Source organism: Methanomassiliicoccus luminyensis B10 (assembly GCF_000308215.1).
GTDB classification, from domain to species: Archaea; Thermoplasmatota; Thermoplasmata; order Methanomassiliicoccales; family Methanomassiliicoccaceae; genus Methanomassiliicoccus; species Methanomassiliicoccus luminyensis.
The window spans coordinates 109,706-128,785 of the sequence record NZ_CAJE01000013.1; the positions used below are offsets into that span (position 1 = coordinate 109,706).

18 protein-coding genes, 1 tRNA gene and 1 pseudogene are annotated in these 19,080 nt (G+C 63.2%); 7 read left to right on the forward strand and 13 right to left on the reverse strand.

Annotated features, from left to right (window positions below; all coding sequences use genetic code 11):
* Positions 1-3: 3 nt before the first annotated feature.
* Positions 4-1,608, reverse strand: a complete 1,605-nt coding sequence (locus tag WYS_RS14700; RefSeq protein WP_081579893.1) for a B12-binding domain-containing radical SAM protein — start codon at positions 1,606-1,608, stop codon at positions 4-6.
* Between the two features lie 436 nt (positions 1,609-2,044).
* Here WYS_RS14700 and WYS_RS07415 point away from each other — a divergent pair, with 436 nt between their 5' ends.
* Both WYS_RS07415 and WYS_RS07420 read left to right on the forward strand, forming a co-directional pair.
* On the forward strand, positions 2,045-3,394 hold the full coding sequence (locus WYS_RS07415; protein WP_019177537.1) for an NAD(P)/FAD-dependent oxidoreductase: 1,350 nt from the start codon (positions 2,045-2,047) through the stop codon (positions 3,392-3,394).
* 117 nt (positions 3,395-3,511) lie between these two features.
* Positions 3,512-3,703, forward strand: a complete 192-nt coding sequence (locus WYS_RS07420; RefSeq protein WP_019177538.1) for a hypothetical protein — start codon at positions 3,512-3,514, stop codon at positions 3,701-3,703.
* Between the two features lie 41 nt (positions 3,704-3,744).
* Here WYS_RS07420 and glnA read toward each other — a convergent pair whose 3' ends face one another.
* Entirely contained in the window at positions 3,745-5,199 is a 1,455-nt protein-coding gene (gene glnA / locus WYS_RS07425; protein WP_019177539.1) for a type I glutamate--ammonia ligase, read from the reverse strand.
* 555 nt (positions 5,200-5,754) lie between these two features.
* Between glnA and WYS_RS07430 the strand changes: the two genes are divergently transcribed.
* The 3 genes from WYS_RS07430 (at position 5,755) to WYS_RS07440 (ending at position 7,360) form a co-directional block, all read left to right on the forward strand.
* Positions 5,755-6,804, forward strand: coding sequence for a tyrosine--tRNA ligase (locus tag WYS_RS07430; protein WP_019177540.1), 1,050 nt, complete (start codon positions 5,755-5,757; stop codon positions 6,802-6,804).
* Positions 6,805-6,917: 113 nt separating this feature from the next.
* Positions 6,918-7,088, forward strand: a complete 171-nt coding sequence (locus WYS_RS16000; protein ID WP_019177541.1) for a hypothetical protein — start codon at positions 6,918-6,920, stop codon at positions 7,086-7,088.
* Between the two features lie 29 nt (positions 7,089-7,117).
* The gene (locus tag WYS_RS07440; RefSeq protein ID WP_019177542.1) at positions 7,118-7,360 is read left to right on the forward strand and encodes a DUF504 domain-containing protein; all 243 of its coding nucleotides are present in this window, start codon (positions 7,118-7,120) and stop codon (positions 7,358-7,360) included.
* A gap of 36 nt (positions 7,361-7,396) precedes the next feature.
* On the opposite strand, the gene WYS_RS16330 is transcribed toward WYS_RS07440, so the two are convergent.
* Positions 7,397-8,026 (reverse strand): hypothetical protein, encoded by a 630-nt coding sequence (locus WYS_RS16330; protein WP_187120185.1) that lies wholly within the window; start codon positions 8,024-8,026, stop codon positions 7,397-7,399.
* A gap of 235 nt (positions 8,027-8,261) precedes the next feature.
* Here WYS_RS16330 and WYS_RS14705 point away from each other — a divergent pair, with 235 nt between their 5' ends.
* Both WYS_RS14705 and cas4 read left to right on the forward strand, forming a co-directional pair.
* Positions 8,262-9,074, forward strand: coding sequence for a C15orf41 family protein (locus WYS_RS14705; protein WP_019177544.1), 813 nt, complete (start codon positions 8,262-8,264; stop codon positions 9,072-9,074).
* Between the two features lie 62 nt (positions 9,075-9,136).
* Positions 9,137-10,120, forward strand: coding sequence for a CRISPR-associated protein Cas4 (cas4, locus tag WYS_RS14710; protein WP_019177545.1), 984 nt, complete (start codon positions 9,137-9,139; stop codon positions 10,118-10,120).
* A 51-nt stretch (positions 10,121-10,171) separates the two neighbouring features.
* Here the strand turns inward: cas4 and glmS are convergent, their stop codons facing one another.
* The 10 genes and pseudogenes from glmS to rnhB form a co-directional block, all read right to left on the reverse strand.
* Positions 10,172-11,962, reverse strand: a complete 1,791-nt coding sequence (gene glmS / locus WYS_RS07460; RefSeq protein WP_019177546.1) for a glutamine--fructose-6-phosphate transaminase (isomerizing) — start codon at positions 11,960-11,962, stop codon at positions 10,172-10,174.
* A 1-nt stretch (position 11,963) separates the two neighbouring features.
* On the reverse strand, positions 11,964-13,148 hold the full coding sequence (gene glmU / locus WYS_RS07465; protein WP_236993880.1) for a bifunctional sugar-1-phosphate nucleotidylyltransferase/acetyltransferase: 1,185 nt from the start codon (positions 13,146-13,148) through the stop codon (positions 11,964-11,966).
* Positions 13,149-13,391: 243 nt separating this feature from the next.
* Entirely contained in the window at positions 13,392-13,604 is a 213-nt protein-coding gene (locus WYS_RS07475; protein WP_019177548.1) for a hypothetical protein, read from the reverse strand.
* 165 nt (positions 13,605-13,769) lie between these two features.
* A pseudogene (locus WYS_RS07480) lies at positions 13,770-14,701 on the reverse strand ((Fe-S)-binding protein); the annotation flags it as partial.
* Positions 14,665-15,759, reverse strand: a complete 1,095-nt coding sequence (locus WYS_RS07485) for a hypothetical protein (protein WP_019177549.1) — start codon at positions 15,757-15,759, stop codon at positions 14,665-14,667. The pseudogene WYS_RS07480 and the gene WYS_RS07485, both read right to left, overlap by 37 nt.
* Positions 15,756-17,321, reverse strand: coding sequence for an anaerobic glycerol-3-phosphate dehydrogenase subunit A (gene glpA / locus WYS_RS07490; protein WP_019177550.1), 1,566 nt, complete (start codon positions 17,319-17,321; stop codon positions 15,756-15,758). The genes WYS_RS07485 and glpA overlap by 4 nt, the downstream gene beginning before the upstream one ends.
* Before the next feature lie 54 nt (positions 17,322-17,375).
* On the reverse strand, positions 17,376-17,744 hold the full coding sequence (locus tag WYS_RS07495; RefSeq protein WP_019177551.1) for a DUF1622 domain-containing protein: 369 nt from the start codon (positions 17,742-17,744) through the stop codon (positions 17,376-17,378).
* A gap of 54 nt (positions 17,745-17,798) precedes the next feature.
* Positions 17,799-17,873: transfer RNA gene (locus tag WYS_RS07500), tRNA-Met, on the reverse strand.
* Between the two features lie 89 nt (positions 17,874-17,962).
* Positions 17,963-18,295, reverse strand: coding sequence for an SCP2 sterol-binding domain-containing protein (locus WYS_RS14715; protein ID WP_019177552.1), 333 nt, complete (start codon positions 18,293-18,295; stop codon positions 17,963-17,965).
* On the reverse strand, positions 18,292-18,945 hold the full coding sequence (rnhB, locus tag WYS_RS07510; RefSeq protein ID WP_019177553.1) for a ribonuclease HII: 654 nt from the start codon (positions 18,943-18,945) through the stop codon (positions 18,292-18,294). Before rnhB ends, WYS_RS14715 begins: the two co-directional genes overlap by 4 nt.
* Positions 18,946-19,080: the final 135 nt, after the last annotated feature.

Sequence of the window (19,080 nt, forward strand, 5' to 3'; positions counted from 1 at the left end):
GACTCAAAGCTCGCCCTTGACCATGTTGACGATGGCCCGTGCGGTCATGCTCTCTATGTTCAGGTCCCCCTTCCGGTTGGCATCGACGATCCGGCCGAGGTCGGTGTCGTACTCCTCGCGGCAGACCCGGATGGCCTCCTTGACCTCGTTGCTGCCGAAGTTGTAGGCCAGCCGGATGAACCTCCTCGCTACGTTGTTCTTGAGAGCGATGCGGTCCCAGCCTTCGTAGAGGGAGCTGCCCCATTTCAGGTTGTGCTCCCAGCAGTTCAGGAACAGCTCGCTGTAGGTCCTGCTCATCTGCTGCAGATCGAAGGACTTGCACCCGTCGTTCAGCTCGCCGGTGGCCACGAAGAACAGCGGGACAATGAGGGACCGGAAGCCGTGCAGGCGGTCCACCAACTCGCTGGTCATGGCCACGTCGCTCTCCGTTTCCCCAGGCAGCCCCATGATGATAGTGGCGCAGGGTACCCAATGGTTATCCTCCAGCACCTGGAAGGCCTGCACAACCGTGTCGGGCCATTGCTCGCACTCAAAGGGGCGGCACTTGCCGCGCATGTATCGGGCCATGAGCCGGGGGCTTCCGGTCTCCACCCCGGTCTGTCCTCCCAGCCACCTGCTCCCGTCCAGCTCAAGGATCTCGGAGATCTCTGCCACCGCGCGAGGCGCGCTGGCCACGGAGGCCAGGGCAAAGTGGGAGATGCCCACCTTGGTCACTCCGGGCCGGCCCTTCACCGCGCGGAACAGGCCCACCACCTTCTCCTCGTCCACCGCGATGGACTTGGCACCATAGCGCAGCACGTCCTCGGCATGAAGGATGGGCTGCCGCCCCGCCCGGAGGTTCAGGTCCACGTCGCGGCAGATGTTCTCCACCGGCAGGCACCGGTACTTCTGCAGCTGGGGCACGCAGAACTCGCAGCCCCGGCCGCATCCCCGGGCGATCTCCACGATCCCGTTCAGCGTGGCGTGCTCCAGCTGGGGTATCTCCTCAATGGGCGTCACCTCGCCCATGACCATTCTGGGGATGTCCTCGCCGGACATGGCCTTGCGGAACAGGGGCCCCACCACCCTCTCGGCCTCCCCTATCACCACGCAGTCCACACCGATCGATTCCCTGGCTCCCCGCTCCGCCAGCTGCCAGGACCCTGGGCCGCCCAGGATTATCCTGGGGTGGTACTTCTGGACGGAGGGATGGCGGACCAATTCCTGGAGCTTCAGCTTCATGTGGGGCTCGCCGCCCAGGATCTGGGTGAACGTCGAGGTGGCCGGGCCGATGCCCAGAGGATCGTTCTCCGTCAACCCCAGGACCTTGGTGTCCGGCCCGATGACCAGATGCAGCTTGTCAGGATGAGCGACGATGATGTCGTCCTGGGAGAAGCCGCTCCGGAGCAGGGCCGCCTCGATCTTCCGCATTCCGCAGGGCGCAACGCTCACCGAGCCGTCCTTGTCCGCCTCGATGGAAGGACAGAGCAGGTTGAAGTAAACATTGTCGGGGACGGTGCCCTTCGGCAGGCACGCGCTGAACCCCATGAACAGTCCTCCGCCGTACTCGCTCATCAACGTCCGATCGGAAGTCAGGACGATCGGATACCCTCCATTATGGCTGCGCATTTTAAATCCCTCTGGGTCCTGCGCGGTACCTTGTGAAGCGACGCCACGCCGGGGGCCGTTCCTCGACCGCGCGTATGCGTTGAAAGTATCGTTAACCGATATATCGGCATAAACCTATTCGAACGAATGTCCATGGAAATAATTCCACCAGCACCTGCGGCCAGGACCCCCTCCTCAATGGGAGGGGGCCGTGGCCTGCAGTCGGGCCGGCCGCCCGCTGGCAAGCTCAAAGGCCGCATGGTCACCAGCTTGGCCCCCGGCCCGTTTGGACCAGGTCGGAGGGCAGCATCGGGAGATCTTGATGGTGCGGGACATCCCATCACGCAACGCTATTCTGCCGGATCACGCTCGTCGCGGCTCATCCCGGCCTTTGAAAAGGCGGGTTTCTGGTGATACTTATTATAATGCCATTCGTATCAGGAATGAAGGTCGGGAAATGGCCAAGAAGATAGTTGTCATCGGCTCGGGCGCGGCAGGCATGACCGCGGCCTCCTCCGCCCGCGAGGCGAACGAGGACGCGGAGATCGTGGTCTTCACCGAAGAGGAGCACGTTTCGTACTCCCCCTGCGCCATACCCTTCGTCCTGGAAGGCAAGATCAAGGATTTCGATTCCATCATCATGCATACCCCGGAATGGTACCGCAAGGAAAGGAGCATCGAGGTAAGAACCAGGACCAAGGTCACCGGCGTGGACGTAGACAAGAAGACCATCGCGCTGGCCGACGGGACCTCCGCCCCCTATGACTCCCTGGTACTGGCCACCGGGGGCACCGTGTTCGTCCCGCCCATCGAGGGGGCCGATCTCCCCGGCGTGCACAAGGTACGCTTCATCAAGGACGGCATGGACATCCAGAAGGCCATGGCCTCTGCCAGGCACGTCGTGGTCGCCGGCGCCGGCGTCATCGGCCTGGAGGTGGCCGTTGCGCTCCGCCACGCCGGGCTGGAGGTCACCGTCGTCGAGATGTTCCCTCAGGTCATCCCCCGGATCTGCGACGCGGATATGGCCAAAGAAGTGCAGTCTTACTGCGAGTCCCTGGGAATTAAGTTCGTCATGGGCGCCCCGCTGCAGGCCATCCAGGGCGAGGGCAGGGTCCAGAAGGTCGTCGCCGGGGGCAAGGAGCACCCGGCCGACCTGGTAGTCATGGCTACAGGGGTGAGGGCGAACCTTGAGCTGCCCAACCAGATGGGACTGGAGATAGGGGGCCTCGGCGCGGTTAGGGTCTCCCCGACCCTGCAGCCATACCGGAAGGGGCGCCTGATGAGGGACGTGTTCCTCGCCGGCGACCTGGTCATGTGCGAGAGCGCCGCGGCGCCCGGCCCGACCATGAGCCAGCTCGGCGGCACCGGCGTGCGCATGGGCCGCGTGGCCGGCATCAACGCCGCCGGGGGGTACGCCACCTTCCCCGCAGTGGTGAGCCCGTGGGTATCCCAGATAGGCGACGTTCAGATCGCCGGCACCGGACTCTCCTGCGGCCTTGCCGACTACTACGGCATGAGTGTGGTTGAGGGCCGCAGCACCGGCACCACCAGGGCCCGCTACTACCCCGGCGGCAAGAAGCTCATCGTCAAGCTCCTGGCCGACAGGTCCACCCACCGCATCGTAGGCGGGCAGATACTGGCCGGGGAAGAGGCCACCGGCAGGATCAACTGGATCAGCGCGGCCATCCTGAACGGCGCGACGGTGGAGGATTTCGTGACCTCTTACGAGAACGCCTACTGCCCGCCGACCTCCATGGTCAAGGATGTGGTGAACCGGGCGGCCGAGGACCTCCTGTCGAAGTTCTAACCCGGCGCCTCCGGGCGCCATCTTCAAAACCCCTTAAAATGTTTTATTCCGCCCAGACCGCCATGGATGCCATTATATCCTTCCTGATCGCAAATATTTCCTGTCGGAGGGATCGGTGTGCGAGACTCGGAGATTTTGCAGGCCAAAATAGCGGTGTGGATACTGAGCGGCATGGACGATCGCGGCGAGGAGGAGACGTGGTTCAGGGCCTCTAATCCCGCTCAGGAAATGGACAGCGAGGATGGCGGGAAGCAGACCCGCGATCGGGTAGCTGATCAATCGGACGCCTTTACCCGGCCATCAAGTTAGAAGAAAAGATAGGGTAAGGGGTTTTCGAGGATCGCTCTTCCTCAGCAGCTGTAATACAGGAAGAACTCGGCGGGGACCGGCCTGAGGCGAACGAAGTCGTTCTCCTTGGTCCTCTTGTATTCGATCCAGTTCTCGATGAAGTCCTTGCTGAAAACCCCACCCTGTAGCAGGAAGTCGTGGTCGGCCTCCAGCGCGCTGAGGGAGGCTTCCAGGCTGCCGGGGACGGTTTTGATCCTGGATATCTCTTCCTTGGACAGCTCGAACATGTCCATGTCGTGGGCCTCGCCGGGGCTGATCTTCTTCTTGATGCCATCCAGGCCGGCCAGCAGCATCGCGGAGAACGCCAGGTAGGGGTTGCTGGTGGAGTCTGGCGGGCGGTACTCGATCCTCTTGGACTTGGGGCTCTTGGAGTAGACCGGTATCCTGACCGCGGCGGAGCGGTTCCTCTGGGAGTATACCAGGTTCACGGGCGCCTCGAAGCCGGGGACCAGCCTCCGGTACGAGTTGGTGGAAGGGTTGGTCAGACCGAGCAGGGCGGGAGAGTGGGCCAGCAGGCCGCCGATGTAATACAGGGCGGTCTGGGACAGCAGGGAGTAGCCCTTCTTGTCGTAGAAGGTGTTCTCGCCGCCCTTGAACAGGCTCTGGTGGGTGTGCATGCCGGTGCCGTTGTCGCCGAACAGGGGCTTGGGCATGAAAGTAACGGTCTTGCCGAACTCCTTGGCGGTGTTCTTCAGCACATACTTGTACAGCATGACGTTGTCGGCCATCTTGGTCAGGGTCTGGAACTTCATCCCGATCTCGCCCTGGCCGGCGGTCGCCACCTCATGGTGGTGAAGCTCGGTCTCTATGCCGGCGGCCATGAGGTTCAGGACCATCTGGGACCTGAGGTCCTGCAGGCTGTCGGCGGGGGGGACGGGGAAGTAGCCCTCCTTGTTCTTGGGGCGGTGCCCATGGTTGGGGGTGCAACCCTCCTTGCCGCAGTTCCAGATGCCCTCATCAGAGTCGATATGATAGTATCCGAAATGCTGGTTCTGGTCGAACCGGGCGGAATCGAAGATGAAGAACTCCAGCTCGGGGCCGAAGAAGGCAGTGTCGGCTATGCCGGTGGTCTTTAGGTACGCCTCGGCATTCTTCGCGATGCCCCGGGGGTCGCGCGGATATGGGGACCCGGATATGGGGTCGGCCACGTCGCAGACCACCGACAGGGTGGGGACCTTGCATGCGGGATCCATGATCGCGGTCTCGATGTCCGGCATGAGGAGCATGTCGCTCTCGTTGATGTGCGCGAAACCCCTGATGGAAGAGGCATCGAAGCCAACGCCGTCGACAAGGAGGTCCTCGTCCAGCCTCGCGGCGGGATAGGTGATGTGCTGCCAGGTGCCAGGGACGTCGGTGAACTTGAAGTCCACCATTTTCACGGCGCCGGACTTGGCTAGCTCCAGGGTCGCGGCCTTGCGGTCGCTTGAGCTTGCTTTTTTCTTGGATGATGGTGCCATATTGTCATTCCCTCTCTATTCGCCTAGTCAGGGCCTTTTTCACAGGACATTTGTCCGCGTGAAACGCCCTTTTGCGCTTTGCCCGAGAGCGCCGTCCGCCTTATTAAGGCTCCGTTGGCGCCGCAACCTCATCGACCTATGGTTGGACTCTCAAGGCGATGTCCTATAGACAAATACATAATTAAAAGTTTTCTTACGAGACAAATGAACATATGAGTCCTAAGAGAATATACATCCCCGCCTGCGATTCAAATCTACCGTCCCCGCCGGCCGGGAGAGGGCCGGGCAGGACCAGATATTGCGATTCCGGGGGATGTCCCCTGGCCCCGAGAGAGCGATCTCGCCGGGGTCGAGGGAGGACGAGAGCGGACGAAGGGAATCAGGGTTTTTCCGGGCCGGATGGAGGAGCGGGGGCGACGGCCTCGGAAGAGCCAGATACGCCGGTGCGGCCGGAAGCCCTTTCATGGCATTGTCCGGAGATCCGCTTCCCGCGGCACCATTTCCGTGCCTGACATAATGACTTTATAATCCCCTGGCAATCAAGGCCCGATCCACATGGACATCGAAGAGAGGTATGAACTGCTGGCGCGGAACACCGAAGAGATAGTCACCGCGGATGAGCTGAGAGGCCTTCTCGCCAAGGACGTCGCGCCGAAGGCATATATCGGCTTCGAGCCGTCCGGGTTGGTCCACCTGGGGTGGGTGGTCTGTGCCAACAAGATCAGGGACTTCGTGGACGCGGGGTTCGAGATGACCATCTTCTTCGCGGACTGGCATGCCTACATCAACGACAAGCTGGGCGGGGACATCGAGAGGATCCGCCTGTGCGCCTTGTACATGCAGGACTGCTTCGAGGCGCTGGGAGTGCCCCGCGACAAGGTCAAGTTCGTGATGGCCTCCGAGATCATGGACGGCATCGGCTACTGGGAGAAGGTCATGAAGGTCGGCAAGGTCACCTCGCTCTCCCGGATCAAGAGGTCCATGACCATCATGGGCCGCAAGGAGGACGACGCCGAGCTCGATTCCTCGAAGTTCCTTTACCCTTTGATGCAGGCTACTGACCTATTCATGATGGACATCGATGTCGCCTACGCGGGCATCGACCAGAGGAGGGTCCACATGCTGGCCAGGGAAGCGGCCGAGAAGCTGCACTGGAAGGTACCGATCGCATTGCACACTCCCCTGCTCCCCGGGCTGAAGGGAGTGAACCGCATGGACCCCATAGCCACCAAGATGTCCAAGTCCGACCCGGACAGCGGGATATCCATACATGACTCCCCCGAGGACATCAACAGGAAGATCAAGAAGGCGTTCTGCCCGGAAAAAGAAGTGGAGGGCAACCCCATGATGGCAATATGCAAGCACATCCTGTTCCAGGAGTCCTCGGATTTCGTCATCGACCGGCCCGAAAAATTCGGCGGGAAGTTGGTGTTCCATTCGTACGACGAGCTGGCGTCCGCCTACGCCGGCGGGGACCTTCACCCCGTGGACCTCAAGCAGGGCGTGGCCAAGGGCCTCATCGACAAGCTGGCCCCCGTCCGCGCGTACTTCGAGAAGAACCACCAGAACCTTGACGCCCTGAAGAGGTCGCTCGGCATCGCGTGAGCCCCGGCCGAGCTAGAAACGCCTTCGATCTCAATATTTTTCGGACTTTTCGGACATTACAACAAGGACACAGCGCAGATATCTCCCTGCTGCCCCTAACATCTGACGAGACCATGCCCGCCGCCAAGAAGACCAAGACCGAAGGAGTCTGCCTGTTCATGACCGCCCTGGCATTCCTATCCGCGCTGGCCGAGATTGGAATATTGGCTCTGGCGTTCATGGCCTGCGGGTTCGCCGCCATCGCCTTCGAGGAGGCGTCGGAGAGGCGCCCCGCCGTAAAGTGATATCATCCCTCAAGTGCGTTCAATGGACCATGGTATATCCCCGGGAGGTCCTGAACCGGCTGCGCTGGACCGAGGGGCTCGGCCTGGAGGACGCAGTAATCACCTACCTGCACCGGGGAGCGCCGGGCGACCTCATGGCCGTGAAGGGCTCGAACATCATGGAGCTGGAGCGCTCCTTCTTCGTCACCGTCGACTCCAAGGTCCCGTACCACCGCATCAGGAAGATCGAGTACCGCGGGAAGGTGCTCTATGAGGAAATAACGGAAAAATAGGGTCCTAGAAGCGGTTTCGTTCCTGGGCCGGCGCTCTCACTTGGGGGCGCCGCAGGTGGGGCAGTTCCTCATGAAAGAGGGGTACTCCTTCCCGCAGCTCGCGCATTTGGTCGAGTCCACGGGGGCCTGGGCCGGCGCCGCCGGAGCAGCAGGGGCCTGCGCAGGGGCGGGCGGGTACTGCGGAGCGGACTGAGGATACTGCGGCGGGGCCGGCGGGGAGTACTGCTGGGGCTGCTGGTAATACTGAGTAGGATACTGCTGCTGCCCCTGGGGCTGCATGGCCTCCTGCATGCGGATGAACGCGATCAGGAAGAACAGCCCCGGGACCACCAGGCAGAAGATCAGACCGATGACGCCCCATATCAGGAGGTGATCGCTGGCCTCCTTGAAGCGGCCCTGGTCTATCGGGTCGAAGACCGTGTTGTTCATGAGGAAAATAAGCAGCGCGCAGACGGCGGCGAATATGAGCCACATCACGCCGCCGATGTTCAGGGTGACCAGCGACACGACGCCGGCGATCACGGAGATCAGGAACATCAGGTACAGCAGGAGGTGTCCATAGTAAGCGAACCGTCTCCCCTCGGCGGCCGCGGCAGGAAGCCAGGCCGGCCCGTTGCTCTTTGACATATATGGCAGGTTTGCCAATTCTGGCGGCAGGTCGTTCATATTGTTACCTCCCATCCATCGGGGCGCCGCGTCGCGGCGGCGCCTAGATGCTCGGGACGAATGAACTCCCTCGTTCATATAAAACCTTCCTGCCTTCGCTACCGGAGAGCGGAACGGGGGCCGGCCCCACCGCTCGAAGCGGGGAAATGCTTGGGCTGACCTGTTTTTTTAGTCGATATATTTAATAGATAGAGGGGTTTACGAAATCCCATATTCATTCGATAGGTTGAAATTCATGAAGTATGAAGAGTTCAGGGCCCTCTACGACCGGCTTTGCTCCTACAAGGACGTCAAAGGCCTGTCGGAACAGACCGGCCTTGATGAGGAGCTTCTCAACGTCATCTACACCCAGAGGACGGTGAGGGAAGCCACCAAGCGCCATCACATTATAAAGAGGAACGCTCCCCGCATGTTGCGGGAGTGGAAGTCGGGAAGCAGCCTGCTCAGCGTCGCCCAGAAGTGGAACTTCCCGCCGGTGCTGACCGGGCTCATCCTGTTCCAGGAGAACGGATACTCCAAGAAGGAGTTCTGGAAATACGTGCGAGAGCCTGATTCCATACCCAACCCCCGGCTCAAGAAGGAGATCGTCGAGATAACCGAGGCGGACAGCATATATTCCCCCTGGGGGAACGAGGTCCAGTACAAGCGCGGGGCGTGGGGGGAGACCAAGCTGCAGGAGTGGCTGGCATCCCACAACATCTCCTACCGCACCGAGAAGGACCTGCGGGGCAAGTTCGCCAAGACCCCGGACTGCCTCCTGGACGAGCCGCTGAAAGTGAACGGCTGGACCATCAACTGGATCGAGTCCAAGGCGTCCTTCGGCGATCGCGTGGAGTTCAACAAGAACATCAGGGGACAGCTGGCCCAGTACGTTGACATGTTCGGCCATGGCCTGGTGGTATACTGGTTCGGGCATGTCGACGATATGGAGTGCCCTCCTGGGATCGAGATCATCGATGCCTGCCTGTGCGACCTGGCCTGCGAGAAGGCCGCAGCGGGCGCGGCGGACTTCTGCCCGGAAGAGATACCCAATAACTCCCAGGCCTGAGACCTCAGGGCCGACATCCACGTCGGCACTGATAGATACGTAATGGGCCCATTCGAGGCGCAATGGAGAGCATCTCCGCCAGCGACCTCGAGAAATTCTGTTATTGTCCGCTGAGCTGGCAGCTCAGCAAGGGCGCCGACACCACCTCCGACGCCACTCGGAGAGGGAAGGAGGAGCACGACGCTCTCGGCAACGACCTCTCCGAGATGGTCACCAAGGAGCGCCGGGGCGCGCTCTACGAGAAGGTGATCCTGTGGTCCTCGGTCCTCGCTACCGCGCTAGCTCTGACCGGGCTGTTCTTCTTCTACTCCGACGACCTCATGCTGAGGTGGAAGGTATTGGGGATCCTGGCCCTGCTTTGGGTCATCGTCGCCATGTACCTCCTCTACCGCTCCACCTGGGAGAAGGAGGCAATAAAGAAGGAGAGAAGCGAAAGGCTCATCTCGGTCCTGGCCATCCTGGCGATGATCGCTGCGCTCAACGGGGTACCCTTCTTCGGCATCAGCCAGGACGAAGCCCTCATCTATGAGGCGGTGGCCCTCATCCTCCTGATGTGCGCATGCGTGGCGCTGTATCTGTCCTACTACTCCGAGGAGGACGCCAAGCGCATCCGGCGGAACATGGACGTGAAGGGAAGGGTGGCGTACATCGGGGAGGGCGACGATATCTCCAGGGCGCTGCGCTCCAAGGAGCACGGGCTCACCGGACGTCCGGACTACGTGCTGGAGATGGAGGGCGAGCTGGTTCCAGTGGAGGTGAAGACGGGGCGGGTGCCGAGAGGCCCGCTGTTCTCCCACATCCTCCAGGTCGCGGCGTACTGCCTCATCCTCGAGGAACAAGGCGACAAGGTCTCCCGCGGAATTCTACGGTACGGGGAGGTGGAGCACGAGATAGAGTACGACGAAGCGCTCCGGTCCTTGCTGCTGGCGAAGCTGGAGGAGATGCGCCGGGCCATCGGGACCGGCGAGGTGCATCGGAACCACGAGCGGCCCGGCAAGTGCCGCTCCTGCTCCCGCCGGGTCCGCTGCCCGGAACGACTGGAGTGAACTGCTCGCCCACAAGGTCCTTGCCTCTGACGAGGCGGCCCGGGAGTCCGGTCAATCCACGGTGACGCTCTTGGCCAGGTTCCTGGGCTTGTCTATGGGGCAGCCCCTCTTCTTGGCCGCGTAGTACGCTATGAGCTGCACCACTACCGTCAGGGGGACCGGGGAAAGTATCGGCGCCACGTGCGGTATGGTAACGAGCTTGTCGGCCACCGCCAACAGTTCCTCGTCCCCCTCCTCGCCGATCGCCAGTATCGGGCTGTCCCTCGCCGCCGTCTCCGAGATGTTGGACAGCATCTTCTCGTAGGTGTGGTCCTTGATGCACGCCGCCACCACCGGAGTGGAGGCATCCAGAAGTGCCAGGGGGCCGTGCTTCAGCTCCCCCGCGGCGTAGCCCTCGGCGTGGATGTAGGATATCTCCTTGAGCTTCAGGGCCCCTTCCAGCATGGTGGGGTAGTTGATGTTGCGGCCGAGGAAGAACACGTCCCTGGCCTCCACCAGCATGTCGGTGGAATCATCCACCTCGGAGGCGCGGTCCAGGACCCCCCTGACGTACTGGGGCATCGATCTAAGCTCGGAGGACAGGCTGCGGATCTCGTCCCTCCCCATGGCCTTGCGCAGGTACCCCAGCCTCAGCCCGAGAAGGTACATGGCCATGAGCTGGGTGGAGTAGGTCTTGGTGGCGGCGACGCCGATCTCCGGCCCCGCCTTGGTGTAGAACACCGAGTCGACCTCGCGGGCGATGGTGGAGCCGACCACATTCGTCACCGCGAGCGTGTGGCAGCCCCTCCGCTTGGCCTCCCTCGCTGCCGCCAAAGTGTCGGCCGTCTCCCCGGACTGCGTGACCATCACGGTGAGGGGGTTCTCCCCGGTGCCGGGCGAATAGCGGTACTCGGAAGCCAGCTCGACGGTGACCGGTATCTTGGCCAAAGCCTCGATGATGTACTTCCCCACCATGGAGGCGTGGTACGAGGTGCCACAGGCCACCAGCTTCACCGCCCCGAAGTCCTGGTCGACCAGGGAGCCCTCGGACATTATCTCGTCCAGGCTGCCCAGGAGCGAGTTGTGGATGGCAGTGGGCTGCTCGTATATCTCCTTGAGCATGTAGTGCTCGAAGCCGCCCTTCTGGGCGTCCTCGATGGTCCAAGAGATTGTGCTGGGCTCGCGGACCACCACGTCGTTGTTCCGGTCGTAGATGGTCACCTTGTCGGCGGTGAGGGACACCGTCTCCCCGTCCATCACGTACAGCGCCTTCTGGGTATAGTTCAGCATGGCCGTGACGTCGGAGGCCAAAATGTTCTCCCCCACTCCCAGGCCGACCACCAGGGGGTTCTCCTTCCGCGCCGCCACGATCTCGTTGCTGTCGGTCCTGAGGGCCACCACCGCGTAGGTGCCCTTGACCTCCTTCAGCGCGCTTATCAGGGCGGCGCGGAGGTTGCCCCGGTAATGCTTCTCCAGCAGGTGTACCAGCACCTCCGTGTCGGTCTCAGAAGTGAACTTGTGGCCTTCATCGGTGAGCTGCTTCCTCAGGGCCTGATAGTTCTCGATGATCCCGTTGTGGACGACGGCGGTCTGATTGGTGCAGTCCACGAAGGGATGGGCGTTCTGCTTGGAGGGCTTCCCGCAAGTGGCCCACCTGGTGTGCCCGACCCCCAAGTTCCCGCGTATCTCGGGCATGGAGGTGTAGAGCTTGGAGATCTCCCCCTTGTCCTTGAAGACCTGCAGCCCGCTGCCGACGATAGCCACTCCCGCGGAATCATAACCCCGGTACTCCAGCCTCCTCAAACCGTCCAGGAGGACCTCTTGCGCGTTCCGGGGGCCCGCATATCCTATGATGCCGCACATTTCAGACCACTACGCTCCTGTTGTCGAGGTTTCTCCTCACCACGACCCCATCCTCAATCTGGCAATTGGTCCCTATGACCGCGCCGGGAGATATGACCACCCGCGAACCGACGGTGGAGTCCTGTCCGATCAGCGCCCCCACGTTGGGGAGGTTGAAAGTATCCCGGTCCACCCTGGCGGAACAGCCGCCGGAGGGGGCGAACACCCCCGCCCGGGTCTTGACCCCGTCGCCGAGGACCGAGTGCGAGAAATGAGAGTGAGAACCGATGCGCACGTTGTTCATGACCAGGCTATGCTGGATAAAGGTGAACGGCTCGACCTGCACCCCGTCCCCTATGCTGGTGGACGACAGTATGGTCACGTTCGGCCCGATGTCGCAGCCCTCGCCGATGCTGACGGGACCCTCGATGTAGCACCCCGACCTGATGCGGGTGCCCGCACCGATGGACACCGCCCCCTTGAGGGTGACCCCGGGCTCGATGGTGCCGCCCACGCCCTGCCCGTGGAACTCCAGGGCCGCCGCGTTGACATCCAGGAGGTCCCACGGATACACCGCGTCGATCCACTTGCCGGAAGTGGGCACCGCGCTGAGGTTGACGTCCTTGACCACCGGCGCCAATACCTGGGTGATCCCACGCTCCACCGCGAACTCTTGGTCCTTGAACACCTTGAGCATATCGGCGGTGAAGTAGTAAACTCCCGTATTGATGATATTCCCGATCTTCCACTCGGGCTTCTCCACGATGCCGACGACCTTCCCGCCCTCGACCTTTACCACGCCGTACTTCGAGGGGTTCTCGCTCTCGGTGACCATCATGGACGAACCGTTCTTCTTTCCCAGCAGGTCCGCCACCGTGCGGGCGTCGATGAGGTTGTCCCCCGCCACCACCATGAAGCCGGCGCCGTCGAGGTCCTTGCTGGCGAGCGCGAGGGCTTGGGCGGTCCCCAGCTGCTTCTCCTGGACCACGTACTTGATGCGGGCGCCGAACTTCCGGCCGTCCTCGAAGTGCGACAGGATGGTATCGCGGCGGTAGCCGACCACCATCACAATGTCCTTCACATCGTTCTGGACCAGCGCCTCGACGATGTACTCCATGATCGGCCGGTTCCCCACTGATATCATGCCCTTCGGCCTGGAAATGGTGAAGGGACGAAGCCTCGTCCCTTCTCCTGCTGCAAGAACCACCGCTTTCAACTTCCGCCCGCTCCCACGTACTCCGATTCAGTTCGGTATTCATATAACTTTTTCAAGAGCGCGACCGCCCTGCTGCTGGACCGGGGCATGTGCGGAGCATCGCAGAACATCGTCATGGCGCACCTGCACTTGAACAAAATGCTAAATTTATAAATATTTATAAAAGTAAGGAGGCGATCGAGCGGCCGCAGCGGTGAAATGGCCGAGCCTGCTGCCCATGAGGGACGCTAAGGCTTATTCGACTTCCTCGGCGCTGATGGTGCCGTAGATGGAGGCTTTCATGCTCTCCCGGTTCTGGACGGTGGCGCGAAGATACATATCGCACTTGATCTTGGGCCTCACTACCAGCTTTTTCTTCTGGCAGTAGATCAGGCCGCCCTGTATGCCCGACTCAGGCCGCCTGTCGAGATATAAGCAGGATGGGCAGAGGCTCTCTTCTTGGTTCAATGCCGATGCACACGCCGAGGAGCTATTTATTGATTATGACCGCTCCAAGCGCGCTACCAGGAACGCGGCGAGGTCCCTGACCTCCATCATGCTGGTCCGGCCCAGGTTCACCACGCAGAAGGGGCAGGGGGCCAGAACCATGTCCGCACCGGCATCCCGGGCCGCCGCCATCCTGGCCTGGGCCATCCTCGCCGCCACCTCCGGCGCGGCCGACGCCACTCCCCCGCCCCGCCGCAGCAGTCGTCCTGACCCGGGTGATCGAGCACCTCGACCCCGGGGACGGCCTCGAGGATGCGCCTGGCGTCGTCGATGGTGTGCGGCCCCACCGACCTGGCGAGATGGCAGGGGCGGTGGAGGGATACTCTCACCTTAGGCGCCTCAGGGTCGAAGGGGAGCTTGGCCCCGCGCTCCGCCAGGAACTCCAGCAGATGCAGGGGGTCTTTGCCGTACCCCCTCCGGAGCTGCATGGTGCAGCCGGGGCAGGAGGCGACCAGCACCTCCGCCCGGTCGAGCAGGGGCAGGTTGGCCTCCCTGACCTTCCTCAGGCGCTCGGTGTCCCCGATCTTCTCCAGCGGGGAACCGCAGCACATCCATCCCCCCGGCACATAGGGCTTTCCGCCGGCGGCGCGGATGAGGGCGAGGGCGCTCGATGTCGCTTCGCCGGAACGGCCCTCCCCGATGCAGCCGGGGAAGAACAGGACATCGCCTTCCGCGGGGCGCTCGCCGGCCTTTCGCTCGGGGAGCACCGTCCTCCCGGTCCGGTCCACGTTCTCCAGCATCCTGCGGTGCCCTTCCGATAGGGGGCCGGGGCCGCTCAGCCGCTTCCTGACCTCCACCACCGCATCGGGGAGAGGGAGCCGGGAGGGGCACGCCGCCTCGCAGCGGGCGCAGGTGGTGCACAGCGCCAGCGGGGACCTCAGGCCTTCGAGCTCGCGGTTGAAGCGGGGGCCCTCCACCGCCAGCTGCCTCGGCCCCGGGAAGACGCCGGGACCCTCCTGCCTCAGCACCGGGCATTCCCTCACGCAGGCGCCGCACTTGATGCAGCCGTCGAGGACCTTCGTCACAGCGCCTCCCTTACCGCGCCGGCGGTCTCCCATGCGTTCAGGATCACGGGGCCGAGCCCCTTTCCCAAGGGGTAGGACATCCCCGGGAGCATCGAGCCGGCGATGAATATGTTGCCCGATCTCCGCCCTCCCGCCGCGACCGCCCTTCCTCCCCTGGCCTCCACCCCGGTGGCCAGAGCTGCCCGGAGAGCCTGCGATCCGATCCCTTTCCCCCGCGCCTCCCTGGTGCCGAGGGCGAGCACGGGCTCCCGGACCATGGTGCCGTCGATGGCGAGGCCGCCCCCGATAAGGTTCCCGCACGCCATTACCAGGGCCTTGATCTCGAACCGGACCTCCCTGATGCCAGAGGCCGCCGTCGCCGACAGGGCGTCCCGGCCGTCCATCTCCACTTCGGCAAGCCAGCGGTCCTTGAGCAAGGTGACGCCGCACCTCGCCGCGGCCTCCTCCAGGCAGGACTGGGCCCTCTGCCCGGGGCAGGACAGCGGGGTCATGGGCTCGCGCATCTTCCGGCCGCTCTTCCTCTCCAGCAGGCGGAGCGCGTCGGCCCCGCCGCGCCCCGGGAACAGGGGCGGCAGCACCACCGTCCCCTGCGGAACGTCCTTCAGGACCTCCGACAGCACATCGACGATCTCGTCCCGGCCCATCGAGCGCCACGGACCGATGTCCGCCCAGTACGGGACCGCCCTGGCCTTCCGAGAACGCGCCGCCGCGCTGCACAGCAGGTCGGGGTCCAGGTCAGGGTGGCCCGCCAGCCCCAGGACCGCCGCGTCGGAGTCCTCCGAGAGCCAGTCATGGTCCGAGGAGAGGGACTGTGCTGACATCGTTCCCATGTTGGTCCATGCCTCCCGCCGGCCGACCGGCCCTTGGAACAGTCCCCAGGGCCCGCCGTGCTCCTTGAGGAACCTGATAGGCTCGCCGGCGCTCCCCAGCTCGCCATCGGTGAAGGAGACGCGCCCGGTGGACAGGGCGGTGGCGGTGGTGCCGCGGCCGATCAGCGAGACCCTGAGGCCGAGCGAGGCTAGGCGGGCGGCGGTGACGCACCCGGCCGCGCCGTGCCCGGCCACCAGGACGTCGCAGCTCTCCTCCCTCAATGCCTCACCCCCCTGGAGTGATCGATGTCGTACACCTTGAACAGATGCGCCTTGAAGACCTCCTGCCGGAGCTGCTCGCCGCAGAGCACTGGCTCCACGCCCTTCCACCTCTCGCCGAGGTGCTCCCGCACGTCGGCGATGGGGTCCTGGGAGCCCAGCGCGGACACCAGCCTGAAGGCGCACAGGCCGGACTGGCAGAAGCCCATGCCCGCCCTGGTCCGCCTCATGAGGTCCCCGGGGGACGATACGTCGGGGGACGCGGCGAAATACTCCAGCTCTCCCTGGGAGACCCCCTCGCAGGAGCAGGCGTCCTCGGCGCCCCGCGGGGACGGGAAGGAGGCGATGATGTCGCCCGCCGAGCCGTACTTCACGAGGAGGAGCCTGGCGCGGAACGAACCCGCATCTTTGTTGCCAGGGGGCACGATCTCCTCCCTGGCGGTGCGGCACGCCGCCGACCGCCCGAGGTGCTCCATGACCGCGTCGGAGACCTTCTCGGCCATGAGCCGGTAGGTGGTCAGCTTCCCTCCCGCCACGCTGATTAGGTTGTCCACGCCGTCCTCGCGATGGTCCATCACCCTGAAGGTCCGGGAGGCCTCCCGGCCCTCCCCTCCTCCCGCCAGCAACGGGCGTACCCCCGCGTACGCCCTGACCGCGCGGGCGGAGCATATGCCGGGCATCACCCTGTTAGCCTGTGCGAGGAGACGCTCGACCTCTTCCTCGGTGGCCCGGATGCCATCGAGGCGGCCGGGGCCGGAGGTCGTGCCCAGGATGGTGGCGGAGCGGTGCGGCACCAGGATGTCGCCGTCGGAGGGCGGCCTCAGGCGGTTGACCAGGCGGTTGACCAGGCGGCCGTTGAACACCACCATGGTGCCCTTGTCCACTTTCACCGGCAGCTCCGCGCCGGCGAGGGCGGCGACCCCGCCGGCCCATGCCCCCGCCGCGTTGACGACGATCTCCGGCCTCACCGTCCTACGTCCGCTCCCCGTCCCGATGACCGCTCTCTCGATCCGCCCGTCCCTCACCGTCATCGAGGCGACCGGGCAATGATTGAGCACCGTCGCGCCGGCGTCCCGGGCCGATTCCACGTTCCCCCATACCAAGAAGAACGGGTCGACGGACGCGTCGTTCACCTCCACCGCCCTGCGCACCTCCGGGTTGAGGAGGGGCTCCATGTCCGCGGCCTCCTCCGCGGCGATCTCCCCCGCCTCCACTCCGGCGGAGCGGCAGCAGGCCAGGAACCGGTCGGGATAGGTCTCGTCGTCCTCGGGCAGGGACACGAACAGGCCTCCGGTGTCCTCGATACAGAACCCGGCCACGCGCTTGAGCACCTTGTTCTCCGCGGCGCATTCCCTGGCGGACTCGGGGTCCTTCACCGCGTAGCGGGCCCCGCTGTGCAGCATGCCGTGATTGGAGCCGGAAGCTCCTGAAGAGAAGTCCCCGGACTCGGCCAGGAGGACCTTGGCCCCCCGCATGGCCAGGTCCCTGGCCACCCCGGCCCCGGTGGCGCCGCCCCCGATGACCAGGACCTCCACCGCGAGCGACTGCTTGGCTGTGCTACCCATCGTGCCCACAGAACCGCATTAGCGGATAATATCTTTGCGAACGAGCATCGGGAATCACGTGCGGTGGATGAACTCGTCCCTCTGCCGGTCGATGTCCTTGGTCTCCTGGGATAGTATGATGGTGAGCACTGTCCGGATCAGCACGATGGCCCCCAGGACCAGGACCTCGTTGAAGCCGGGGTTGCCGATGGTAGAGAGGATGTCGCTGGCGATGAGGAAATCGAGCCCCAGGATGATTCGGGAGGCGAACCCGCCCCTGATCTCCTTGAACGATAAGTGCGCGGGGTGCTTCAGCTCCAGCCGCAATGACGATATCACTGCCCGCACCCCTCCGTAGGTGATGATGATAGCGCCGAAATATGCCAGCATCGTCTCCGCGATGTCGAAGGCCGCGGATATAAGGGGGGTGGAGAGGATCGCCACGAGCGATAGATTTCGAACGTAACGAGGATAAACCTATTGATTTTGAAAAGAGAGTAGCGGGGGGTCGATTTGAACGACCGGTCTCCGGGTTATGAGCCCGACGGGATGTCCTGGCTACCCCACCCCGCTATGTAGGCACCACTATTGCGACGCCCCTAATAAACCTTTCCTGAGCTTAATTGTTCCAGAGCCCCGTCGTCTCTGGCGGCGGCACCGGCTCAGAACAGCTTCCGCAAGCGCAGGACGTCGTCTATGTTGCCCTTGATCTTTACTTTCCGCAACGCGAAGGCCTTCATGGGCTTGATCTTCCCCTCGATGATGCCCCGAAAGGTCTCGATGTCGGACATGACGGTGATATCAGGGGCGTCTATGCTCCCGGTGTTGAGGTTCTGGATCTTGCTGCTGGCAAGATGGAAGTTATAGACCTCGGTCTCCAGATCGACTAGCACCTTCTTGTCCATCCCGTTCAGCTCGGTGCGCAATTTCTCGTCGGTGTCCACCTTGTCGTTGAATCTGTTGATAAGGTCCTGAATGAGGGGTTCCACAGTCATCGGTTATCCGTCCAATCCGTTAATCTCGTTACACTGCTCAGGGAATATATTTCCTTGGCGGTCCTCCAGGACCTTCTGGTATGGGGCGGGAAATCCTTGTTCTCCCTTATCCACTTTTCCAGGAACGACCTGGTGGTCTCGTCGTTCGGGTACCCCGACCCTACTGGCTGGCCTAGCTCCTTCCCGATGTCGTCCATGATGCCGTCCCTCACGGTCTTGGCTATGATGGAGGCCGCCGAGACGACCGGGTAGTTCACATCGGCCTTGTGCTTGCACACCATCTCCGGCCGGCACCGCATGTTGTCCATGATCATCTTGCCGAAGCGCTCCTCCACCACATCGGCGGCGTCCACGATGGCCAGGTCCGGCGACATGATCTCGATGAGTTCGGCGAAGGCCATGGCCTCCAGCATATTGAGGGAGTCGTCGGTCCGGAACTTGTCGATGTGCTCCGCGGACAGCACTTTCACCTCCACCCTCGCCACCTCGCGGATGCGGGGGGCCAGTGCCTCCCTCTTCTGGCGGGTTAGAAGCTTGGAGTCCTTTACCTTCAGTTCCTTCAGCCCGGCGTCGGTGTCCACCATGACCGCCGCGATGACCAGGGGTCCCATCACCGGCCCCCGGCCCGCCTCGTCCACCCCGCAGATCACGATGGCCCCATTTTTTCATTGATATAAATCCGTGTCGCCGGGACCGGCCGGCGGCATGGCCGGCAGCAATATGCGGTATCTACAATCATAGGGCGTAGCTACAATATCTTTATTGAGCACGGACGAATCATCGTA